Source organism: Candidatus Poribacteria bacterium, assembly GCA_021295755.1.
Lineage (GTDB): Bacteria > Poribacteria > WGA-4E > WGA-4E > PCPOR2b > PCPOR2b.
On record JAGWBT010000040.1, the window covers coordinates 21,561 to 31,749 of the forward strand.

Annotated in this window: 10 protein-coding genes; 3 read left to right on the forward strand and 7 right to left on the reverse strand. The window is 49.2% G+C overall.

The window, feature by feature from the left end; all coding sequences use genetic code 11:
- Positions 1–28: 28 nt before the first annotated feature.
- From J4G02_07890 to J4G02_07900, 3 genes are all read right to left on the reverse strand, one after another.
- On the reverse strand, positions 29–898 hold the full coding sequence (locus tag J4G02_07890; protein ID MCE2394494.1) for a sugar phosphate isomerase/epimerase: 870 nt from the start codon (positions 896–898) through the stop codon (positions 29–31).
- 49 nt (positions 899–947) lie between these two features.
- The gene (panB, locus tag J4G02_07895; protein MCE2394495.1) at positions 948–1,721 is read right to left on the reverse strand and encodes a 3-methyl-2-oxobutanoate hydroxymethyltransferase; all 774 of its coding nucleotides are present in this window, start codon (positions 1,719–1,721) and stop codon (positions 948–950) included.
- A 171-nt stretch (positions 1,722–1,892) separates the two neighbouring features.
- Positions 1,893–2,225, reverse strand: a complete 333-nt coding sequence (locus J4G02_07900; GenBank protein ID MCE2394496.1) for an L-rhamnose mutarotase — start codon at positions 2,223–2,225, stop codon at positions 1,893–1,895.
- Between the two features lie 220 nt (positions 2,226–2,445).
- On the opposite strand from J4G02_07900, the gene ppk2 reads away from it, so the two are divergent.
- Both ppk2 and J4G02_07910 read left to right on the forward strand, forming a co-directional pair.
- A complete protein-coding gene (gene ppk2, locus J4G02_07905) occupies positions 2,446–3,330 on the forward strand; it encodes a polyphosphate kinase 2 (GenBank protein ID MCE2394497.1) in 885 nt (294 codons plus the stop codon).
- A gap of 264 nt (positions 3,331–3,594) precedes the next feature.
- A complete protein-coding gene (locus J4G02_07910; protein MCE2394498.1) occupies positions 3,595–4,584 on the forward strand; it encodes a hypothetical protein in 990 nt (329 codons plus the stop codon).
- A gap of 6 nt (positions 4,585–4,590) precedes the next feature.
- On the opposite strand, the gene J4G02_07915 is transcribed toward J4G02_07910, so the two are convergent.
- The 3 genes from J4G02_07915 to J4G02_07925 are packed head-to-tail and all read right to left on the reverse strand — an operon-like array spanning position 4,591 to position 8,487.
- Positions 4,591–5,571 (reverse strand): Gfo/Idh/MocA family oxidoreductase, encoded by a 981-nt coding sequence (locus tag J4G02_07915; GenBank protein MCE2394499.1) that lies wholly within the window; start codon positions 5,569–5,571, stop codon positions 4,591–4,593.
- 56 nt (positions 5,572–5,627) lie between these two features.
- Positions 5,628–7,442, reverse strand: a complete 1,815-nt coding sequence (locus tag J4G02_07920; protein MCE2394500.1) for a GNAT family N-acetyltransferase — start codon at positions 7,440–7,442, stop codon at positions 5,628–5,630.
- Positions 7,443–7,479: 37 nt separating this feature from the next.
- Positions 7,480–8,487, reverse strand: a complete 1,008-nt coding sequence (locus J4G02_07925; protein ID MCE2394501.1) for a Gfo/Idh/MocA family oxidoreductase — start codon at positions 8,485–8,487, stop codon at positions 7,480–7,482.
- Positions 8,488–8,737: 250 nt separating this feature from the next.
- Between J4G02_07925 and J4G02_07930 the strand changes: the two genes are divergently transcribed.
- A complete protein-coding gene (locus tag J4G02_07930; protein ID MCE2394502.1) occupies positions 8,738–9,547 on the forward strand; it encodes an alkaline phosphatase family protein in 810 nt (269 codons plus the stop codon).
- Positions 9,548–9,555: 8 nt separating this feature from the next.
- Here the strand turns inward: J4G02_07930 and J4G02_07935 are convergent.
- A partial coding sequence (locus J4G02_07935; protein MCE2394503.1) for a cyclase family protein occupies positions 9,556–10,189 on the reverse strand: 634 nt, incomplete at its 5' end.

Genomic DNA, 10,189 nt, shown 5'->3' on the forward strand with positions numbered 1-10,189 from the left:
GCCTTTTACGTTTTGCGCATCACATATTTTACTGGCACAACTTCTCGATCATCCCGAACAGATTTTGCAGACAGATCCGAGAAGCTTCCTCGCCTGCTTCGGAGAACGCAGTCCCACCCGGACGGTTGAGCAGATCATCCTCAATCTTTGAAGTTGGACGCCAATGCGTTTCCAAGCAGAGGTGTCCCTCGTAACCGTCGTCAACAAATGCCTGGAGTTGTCTCTGCCAATCGATCACGCCTTCACCGACCGGGACCGATTCCATCTCGCCCGTTTCAGGATTTTTGCCAGCGTCCTTCAGATGGGCATGCACCATCAACGGTCTGAGTCTTTCATAGGCGTTGGGATAGGGCGGCTCGCCTTCCGCGTGGGCTTCGTTCGCCGGATCCCAGATAGCGCGGATATTGGGAGAATCAATTTCGCGGATAAATCGTTCTGTCAGTTTAGCGGTTGATAGGGAAGTTGAGGCTTCGTTTTCCATCCCTAAAATCATCCCCTCTCCACTCGCCATCCGAACAGGTTCATCATAGGCACCGATAATCTCGTCCCATCGTTCCTCGACGTTGTCCGTTTTCCAAAAAACGAAAGTGCGGATAAGGTTGATATCAAATGCTTTCGCCACCTCGATACACCGCTTAAGAATTCCAAGATGCTCCTGCCGTTCCTGTGGATTGTCAATATCACATTTGAAGAACGGCGAGGCAATTCCGACGATTTGAACCCCCGTTCCATCAAGGATCTGTTTCATCGCATTGATGTCGTCCTCCGTGAGTTCCTGCGGCGGCTTATCCCACACGGATCGGATCTCAATTGAGTCAAGATTCAACTCCTTTGCGACATTGACAACAGTTTGAAAATCTTGTGAAATCTCATCACCAATAGCACCTATTTTGAACATTGCTTTCTCCTTACGTACAAAGCGCAGTGAATTTTAATTTACGCTTCACTCAACGATATGAATGCCCTCCATCCGGGAAAATTCCTTGCTGCACTTCTAGCTTATAGTGCGTTACAGCCCGGTGGATTTCTTTCCGCATATTTGCATACTGCTTGACGAATGACGGCGTGCGGTCAAAAAGCCCAAGTATATCATGGAGCACCAACACCTGCCCATCACAGGCAGCCCCCGCGCCGATACCGATTGTCGGAATCTGCAGCGATTGCGTGATTTTTCCGCCTAGCTTCTCTGGAATAGATTCAAGAACAATTGCAAAGCAGCCAGCGGCTTCAAGCGCCTTTGCGTCATCAGCAATCAGCATGGCTTCGGACTGCTTACGTCCATGCACCCGAAATTTCTCACTCGTCTGCGGCAATAGCCCAACATGTCCCATCACCGGAATACCATCGCCGACAATGGCTTTGACAATCTCCGGTTTATTGCCCTCAAATTTCACCGTATCAGCACCGGCATCACAAAGGGCGCGCGCATTTTTGACCGCCTGCTCCGGTGTTTCATAAGCCTGATGCGGAAGATCCGCTACAAGTAAGCATGTGGCATTGGCTCGTGCCACGATTCGGGTGTGGTGGAGCATATCCGCCATCGTAACCGATCGCGTGTCTTCATAACCCAAAACTACCATACCGAGCGAATCGCCGACAAGGATGATATCGATCCCAGCATCGTTGAGGATACGCGCTGTCGGGTAGTCATACGCGGTCAGCATCGCAACTTTTTGTCCGTTTTGTTTCATGGACTGAATGAGATCGATTGTTTTTTTCATTGTGTTTCACGGTTTTCTTTTATTGTTCCGATTCTGATTGCGAGACGAGTGCCAAACGACACACCCTAAACTTTCCCTCGATCTCCTTGAACGCTGTGCAAAACGACATAGCTTCTAAGTGGAGTTTCTTATAATCTCGATTCATACCCTCTCAATGTGGTTATCTTACGATTAGAACTCAAAGACGCACTCCATCAACGCCCACCATTCCTCCGGCTTTCTTTCAGGCACTGGCTCTTGATAGGTCCGCATCAATTCATCCCACTCACGGCAGCGTGGGTGCTGTTCGAGATATCGTGGAAAATCCTTTTCAACCTCAAACTCATCGACCGTCTCCATTGCCATGAACATCCTGTGACCTAGCAGGTAGATGTTCATCTTCGTGATCCCAATCGTGTGCAGGCTCTCTAGAACTTCGGGCCAAACGTTGCTGTGATATTCTTTGTATTTTTCGATAATCTCCGGATCATCTTTCAAATTGATTGCCAAACCAAAATGTCTCATTCCTGTCTCCTTCATTGTGGAAATGGGCCTGAGGGTGTGTAAAGTCTTCGTATAATTATCACTGAATTATTATGGTTTGTCAATAGCAATCTCACGAGCCAGAATTCCTGTTGACATGAGATCCTGTAGTAAGTATAATGCAGTAGATTGTCAGGCACGGCGGAATCCTCAGAGAAGGGGCGGTAAAAGTCTATAAACTCGCATTAGCAGGGGTGTAATCATGTCGAAAAAGCAAAAAGATAAAGCAGCTAAAAAGCAGAAAGACCAGCAAATTGAAAAAGATTTCATCAGGCTCCAACCGACGGATAAGCCTGTAGAAGAACGAAAGAAATTGAAGCGTAAGTTCTATGAGAAAGAGCTAGCTCGACTTCAGATAGAGTTAATCAAACTCCAAGAACATATCCTGAACAAGGGCTTAAAGGTAGTCGCGATCTTTGAAGGACGTGATTCCGCAGGCAAGGGCGGAACCATCCAGCGAATTACGGAACCACTGAATCCACGGATCTGCCGAGTGGTCGCGTTGGGCACCCCAACCGAGCGTGAGAAAACGCAATGGTATTTTCAACGATATGTTCCCCATCTGCCGGCCGCTGGTGAGATAGTGTTTTTTGATCGAAGTTGGTACAATCGCGCCGGGGTCGAGCGAGTAATGGGTTTTTGTAATGCGGAAGAATATCATGAGTTTTTACGTTCTTGCCCCGAATTTGAGCGGATGTTGGTGCACTCCGGGATTATTTTAATCAAATATTGGTTATCTGTAGATGCGGATGAGCAGGAACGCCGTTTCAGAAGGCGGATTAAAAATCCAGCCAAACGTTGGAAACTCAGTGCGATGGATATGGAATCTCGTAGAAGATGGGTTGATTATTCCCGGGCCAAAGATGAGATGTTTAAGTATACAGATATCAAACAAGCCCCTTGGTATGTGGTTGATGCCCATGACAAAAAACGTGCGCGCCTCAACTGCATTCATCACCTGTTGAGTCTGATTCCCTACGAGGCCCTACCCTACCAAAAGCTAGAATTACCATCTCTCCAAGAAGATAACGGATACATGCGGCCACCCATGACAGACCAAACTCTTGTACCGGAAATGTACCCATAAGTTCGTAAACCCAACCCACACCCACTTATAACGCAGTTGTGCATAACTTTAGGTGGCAATCTATGTTATAAATATTTGCTTAACATAAGTTTGGTATACTATATATAGTTGGCCATTAAATAATATAATACTATATATTGTGTAAATATTGCAGAAAACTCAATTTTTTGTAACTTTTGTGTAGGTGTTCACGTTTCGTATGACGAACTTACCGAGACACCTATTGTACTATTATATTAATGTGTGACTAAGGAGAGCTTGTAAATGCCCAAACATCATACTTACGTCGCAACCTGCGTAAAAGAGGCGCCGCTCCAGTGGGGAATTGAACTTGAAGCGCTAGAGAATCCAGTACCATCCAAAATTGTGCGGTTTCCAAATTTGACGCAACCGCTTACCAAAGCGCCATATTTTCAGTCAGACTGCGATCCGATAGCTTATTTTAAACAGCTGGTCAGAGGTATGCCAGAGATGCTTCGAGACTATCACGCACGAACCCTCAGACAGATTCAGGGACAAATGAATCAATTGGAAGTCGGCGATTGCTGCCACGTCAAGATTTCATACATTGATAGTAGAGGGGGAGTCAGTCCCTATAAGTACAACATTGAGCTTATTGATACCCCACCTTGTGAATCGCACCGTAACTGCTCAGACACAGCAGATTCTGGGGATGTGGAACTACCTTCTGCTGCACCGAGCATAGATAACCTCTACCCTCCTTTCATGGACGAAATAGGCGCGGACTGGGGAGAATCCAGTGATCTCCCTAGCGATAACCAGTTGGATGTGCCGATCTCTAACGACAGAGATCCACTCGAACTCATCACCCAGTTACACGAGGAGATCCAGGAACTACAAGGCGATTTGGACCGAATCAAGGATAGAATTGCGGAAGCAGTAGTCCCAGCTTACCAAAGTTTGGGACAGCAGGTAGTGACGGAGTCAGAGGAAGCTGTGGAAGAAACCGCGGAAGTTGATGAAGTAGGAGGAGTTGATTCGGACCTACCGGTGGCAGCAGATAATCAACGAAAGGAAATACTCCTCAATTTAGATGAGCAGTCTGCAATCGAATACATAATCAACCAGCAGTTGGCCACCGAATCGCAGCTGAGAGATGTGTGCCATCTTTCCAATCCGATCCGCGTGATGAACTGTTTGATTGAAAAGATGGAGCGGTGTAATTTTCCTTGGATCTCCACAGAAGAGAGCCAAAATGGAGAGCTTATTTATATGTGGAGTGCTCCAGAGTGATTAAGTTTAGTCACGTTTCACACTGTTCGCATAAATGTCGGCGATAATCGCATTTGTCTTTAACCCTTCCTCCCCCTTACAGCGGACTAACACACCTGTACGCATCTGATTGACGAGAGCTTCAACTAACCCTGTGTGCATATACGGCAATGGAGGTTGGTCGAATGACTCGATCTTGTCCTTCGTCTGAAGCGTCAGGTTTCCGCTGTTGAGGGGATTGCAGCGCAAACTTCCTTCCGTACCGTAGACCTCAACTTCGTCAATCGAAACGCCAACATTCCAGTTGATATTCGCGACGGCATGTGTCCCGTTTTCAAAGCGTAAGGTAAAAATGGCAGAATCATCAACTGGATGAGGCAAATAGACGTTTTCTGCGTACCCAGAAACAGACGTCACCTCTCCCAACAAATACATCAGCAGATCAATCCGGTGACTCCCCAGATCCATCAAAACACCGCCACCACTAATTTTCGGATCAGTGCGCCATGCACCCCACTCATGGCTGCTTGGATCATAAGAAGCGGTGTGATTGATTCTCCCTAGCACAACTTCCCCGATCGCTCCCGACTCCATCAATTCCTTCATTTTTACGATATTCGGAAAGAAAGGTCTGTAATAAGCGATTGTGAGCGTGACGTTGTTCTCACGGCAGGCATCGACCATCTGCTGGCACTCGGCGACATTCATCCCCATCGGCTTTTCACAGAGAACATGCTTCCCTGCCTCCGCGGCGAGAAGCGTTTGTTCGCAATGCAGGTAAGGCGGTGTTGCGATATAGACTGCATTAATCTCGTCATCCGCTAACAGCCTTTCAACCGTGTGATAAGCGCGTTTCGCGCCATGTCTCGCTGCAAAATCCTCTGCCTTCTCTCTGTCACGGCGCATCACCGCAATGAGTTCAGAACCTTCAACCGTGTAGAGCGGGGGACCACCTTTGTACTCTGCCACATCTCCACAACCAAGTATTCCCCATCGTAGTAATGTCATAGCTTCCTCTTTGCAAATTGAATCAAGTGAACTGTTGATTTTCGTCCAATAACCCCTTACTGCTGCAGCCTGTTCAACCAATTTTGAACGCGGAGTTGTAGAAACGCCTGCGCCCTGCCTGACCAGAGATAATCAAGCGTCAACCCTCGAAAAACTGGCATAGGACTCATCTGAAGACGTAGGTCTTCGGTAAATTCTTCAAGCGATTGATTGCCCAATCCATGCGACAATCGCTGCAACAAGGTCGCTGCATCGGCAAGGTCTCTGACAGAGTCGTGTGTTTCCGTGAGGGCGTTGAACCCTGTCACTGCATCATCTAGATCTGATTCGCGCCGATCGCTCCACCACCGGTCAAGCGACTCCACCGCTGATGCAAAGTGGGTTCCTTCATCTCGAAATTCTTCTCGCCGCTGCGGATTGCAAACATACTCGCCAAGTTCTGTGAGGATAGATTCTCTCAACTGCGTCGGATTCAATTGCCTGCGAAAAAAATAGTAATCCCCCGGATACTGCGTATAAGGCGTCAACCGATAGGCGAGCGAGGCAGTATGTTTTTCCTCAAGTCCTTTCTTAAGCCACGCATCAATCTGTTGCAACTTGGGTTCAGGCAAGACATTATTCGACTCAAATCCACCCTCCGGATCAAGGAAGAATGCGAGCGGCAAAGGGACCAATCCATGTTCCCGCATGATGTCAATCGTTTCATATTCGACACTTCGAATGATTACCGCGCTTCCTTCGGGTAGCTCTGTCGCAATTCGATGGCGCAGGTTTGGGTGGGGTGCAAAACCATTTCGTCCAGCTTCAATGTTTTCAATCCACCAAGGGCAAACTGTGACCGCCGCTCTGCCGTCAATGACTTTAGACAGGGTATGTAGGGTATCTAACATGACCCTCAGGTAGTCCCGGCACTCCGAACAGATACAGGCCCCCGGATCCGCAAACCAGAGAACAAAACTATCCGCTACGTCCGCGAAGGTATCGATCAAATATTCCTGATAAGGCAGGATGCGTTCTTTCCCGCGCTGCCAGCAGAGGGTGATGCCGGTGTAATTGACATCTTCCGCTCGCATTTGAGGGTAGCGCAGCCATGTCAGGGGCGGCACGGTTCCGCTTGAAAAGCCGACATGGGTTTCCATCCCCATCACGCGGGCATACGCCAGCGCGTCGTGCCAGACCTGATAACGCCACGCATTGGAAGCCAACCCCGGCTCGTCCGGATGGTAATACTGCGTGGGCCAAATATAGACCTTCAACAAATTGCAGCCCGCTGCATTGAGCAGTTCAATATACCATTTCCAATCGTCGAGGTTCCAAGTATCCGTCGTTAACGGCGCGATGTTCCACGGAATGCTTGAAGCGTACACACCCCGTATTGTGTACGGCGTATCATCGTCGGCAAAATTGCGAACCATCCGAAACTGGACATCATCCCCGGTTCTCCCGACGAGCCGATAGCCCTGTTTGGCATAGATGCGGATCGCCCGATAATTCTCCCGATAACAGGTCAACACGAGTCCCTGCTTCCCACGTTCGCGAGCAATGCCTTCGATCTGTTGCATCAGCCTTTGACCGATACCTCTGTTGTGAAAGGCATCGACGATTCCAATCCCCAAACCCGGATAACCATCTCCCTCTCTATCAACGTACCAAACATGCCCAACCAACTTTTCGTCGCTAAATGCACCAATATGGACGCAGCTTGGATTGTGGAGTTCCCCTGCAACTTTTGCGACTGCGTCTTGATCAAAGGGGTATGGATGATAAAAAGAGCGACTCGCCTCGGAAAGGCCCTCGAAGAAAGCGGAAATCTTCGGAATATCGGCATCGGTGAGGAAGCGGATGGCTAAATTTGTTGTGTTGTCGCCCATAATGCCCTCTCGCGTTGGGTAGAGAAGCCCCTTTGATTTAGTCGGAAATTCCCCCTGTCGCACGCAGCAGGGTTTCCTGCACAAGCAGTTCATGCGACATCGGTCGATCCGGTGGCTGCTTCCCTTCGATGGTTGCTATAAAGGCGTCTAATTCCAGTTCATAAGTTCTACCACGACCCTCCCCGTCTATCTTCACAATCTGCTCGCCTTCTTGGTAGCCATCTTTCGCCTCTGACAAACAGAGACGGATTTGCAGACCGGGTTCAAAAGGTTCGACAATAATCGCGCTCCCCTGACTGCCGTACACCTCAAAACGACGCGCCGCTGGTTGGGTTTCCATCGCGGCGATGTCGATAAAGGCAAGGGCATTTTCAAACTCAAATACCCCTAGAGTATTATCCTGAAACGCCGATACTGAGCCTGCGTCGTTCCGTAAAAATGAAGTTACCTTCACCGGACGCCCCAAGATCCAGACAACCTGGTCGAGCATGTGACCGCCCAAATCAAAAAAGATGCCGCCCTGATGCGTGTTGCTGATCCGAGTTCGGGCATCTTCAGTTATATTCGTGGACATATGAGCACGCACAGCGAACACATCGCCCAGAAAGCCCGACTTTGCCCAGCTAGCAACCTGCTTGAAAGCGGAATGATAGCGCAGCATATAGCCCATCTGAATGAGCAGCTCCTTGTCTTCCGCATCCGCGACCACCTGCTGCCATTGCGTCCAGTTATCGCCTGCAGGTTTATCATACCAGACGTGCTTGCCCGCATTGACAATCTCCTCGGTCTGATCGAGACTTTCCGCATTGAGACCCTCGGAGGTAATCGCTACAATGCTCTCATCCTCCAACATCTCGCTCTTGTCGTCGAACCAGTGAACACCCTCAAAAGCAGCGCCACCCGATCCTTCCAGTGAGGCGCGCTGCTGCGGGTCAGGTTCAAAAACCCCTGCGATTTCGACATCGTCGTTTACCTGCATCGCCAGCAATTTGCCGGAAGCGTGTCCATGTTTCGTTCCATACTGAGCCATTCGTATTTTTGCCATTCTTCTCTCCCAAATTTTCGTTAGGATTTCGTCCCCATTCAATCGGGGTTTATAGCCACTTGCCCAAAGGGTTAATGTGCTCTAACTATACTCAGAAATCCGTACTGTGTCAAGCACTTTGAATTGGTGATAAGAATTCCTGCTTGTGCAAGGTATGACAATAGAGTATCATAGAAAATGTCTATCAGGATTCGCCACTATTCCGCTATGTACCTATCAAACTCATTCTATACGATTGAGAGGAAATTTCATGCAAAATTCTTCAAGCTACGGCACAATCCTCATTGTCATTGATGGTTGCCGTCCCGATGGCATCCAACAGGCAAATACACCAAACATTGATACCCTAATTGCGCGCGGGGCTTACACTTTCAATGCGCAGAGCGTTGTCCCATCCTCTACGCTACCGTGTCACACCTCAATGTTTCGCGGCGTAACACCATCACGGCACGGTATCACAACCAATACATGGGTCCCGATGGTGCGCCCGGTGCCGAGTATCGTTGAGGCCGCTCATGCAATGAAAAAGAAGACAGCATTTATCTATAACTGGGAGCAGCTCCGCGATCTGGCAGCGCCGGGTTCGCTCGATTTTTCCTATTTCAGGGAGAACCTTGACGATCCGGAGGGTGATCTAACGATAGCGCAGATCGCAGCGGAACACCTGATTGCTGAACAACCGGATTTCTGCTTCGTCTATTTGGGCGTGGTGGATATTGTAGGACATCGACATGCCTGGATGTCTGAGGAATATATTGAACAGATTGGTATTGCAGACCAAGCAATCGGGATTTTACTCGAAGAACTCGAAAAGGCAAACCTTTTGGAACACTACTTTATTCTCGTCCAGAGCGACCATGGTGGGCACGGAAAGAGTCATGGAACGGATCTACCAGAAGATTTGACAATTCCGTGGATAGCAGCCGGACCGAAGATTAAGCAGACTGGCGAGATCAAAGAACTAGTGCGAATCTTTGACACTGCCCCGACGCTCGCTCATGTTCTCGATCTGCCATTGTCCGAAGATTGGGAAGGACAGCCAATTATGCAGATTTTTTGATTATCGCGTTAATCGGAAGTCCCTTCAAATGCTAGCACACGCAGCGGAATGGCATCCGTGCCAAGGACAGGCAGCGGCTGTGCAAAAACGTACACACGATTCTCGCTGAGATCTTCCAAATGCGCGAGGCTCTCGATTAACGGAATACCCCGGTCAAACAAAATATGGTGGTTAATCAATTCGCGGCTGCCCGGCACCTCAAGCCCAGGGCTGTCGATGCCGAGTAGCTTTATCCCCGGATCAACCAGCCATTGAAGCGCATCGGGTGTGGGATAGGGCGGTCCCCCGCCTTCATTCGCAGCACGACGATCCCAACCAAAATAGATAAAAACGATGTCACCCGCTTGGATTCCTCCGGCTTGCGCTGCTGCTTTCTCAAGACGTGGACGCTCAATGGGCATTGACCAAGGCACATCGCTGAGGTCCAAGATAGCCGCCTCACCGAAGAACTGCTCGACCGGTAGTTCACCAACTGCGGCACCGTTCTCGACCGCGTGCAAGGGTGCCTCGACGTGAGTTCCCGCATGACCGCTCATCCCAATCTGTGTTACTACATACCAGCGACCTGACGCCGGAGCGGTTTCGGGATCGCTGACAATGCTGTCAATCTGTGTCTCATACCGGACCCACGGATGCTGCCCC

Excerpts from the sequence above, each read along its gene's own strand:
- ppk2 (MCE2394497.1), top strand. The coding sequence starts at position 2,446 with ATGTCGAAAAAGCAAAAAGATAAAGCAGCTAAAAAGCAGAAAGACCAG.
- J4G02_07930 (MCE2394502.1), top strand. The coding sequence starts at position 8,738 with ATGCAAAATTCTTCAAGCTACGGCACAATCCTCATTGTCATTGATGGT.
- J4G02_07920 (MCE2394500.1), bottom strand. The coding sequence starts at position 7,442 with ATGGGCGACAACACAACAAATTTAGCCATCCGCTTCCTCACCGATGCC.
- panB (MCE2394495.1), bottom strand. The coding sequence starts at position 1,721 with ATGAAAAAAACAATCGATCTCATTCAGTCCATGAAACAAAACGGACAA.
- J4G02_07900 (MCE2394496.1), bottom strand. The coding sequence starts at position 2,225 with ATGAGACATTTTGGTTTGGCAATCAATTTGAAAGATGATCCGGAGATT.
- J4G02_07925 (MCE2394501.1), bottom strand. The coding sequence starts at position 8,487 with ATGGCAAAAATACGAATGGCTCAGTATGGAACGAAACATGGACACGCT.
- J4G02_07910 (MCE2394498.1), top strand. The coding sequence starts at position 3,595 with ATGCCCAAACATCATACTTACGTCGCAACCTGCGTAAAAGAGGCGCCG.
- J4G02_07915 (MCE2394499.1), bottom strand. The coding sequence starts at position 5,571 with ATGACATTACTACGATGGGGAATACTTGGTTGTGGAGATGTGGCAGAG.
- J4G02_07890 (MCE2394494.1), bottom strand. The coding sequence starts at position 898 with ATGTTCAAAATAGGTGCTATTGGTGATGAGATTTCACAAGATTTTCAA.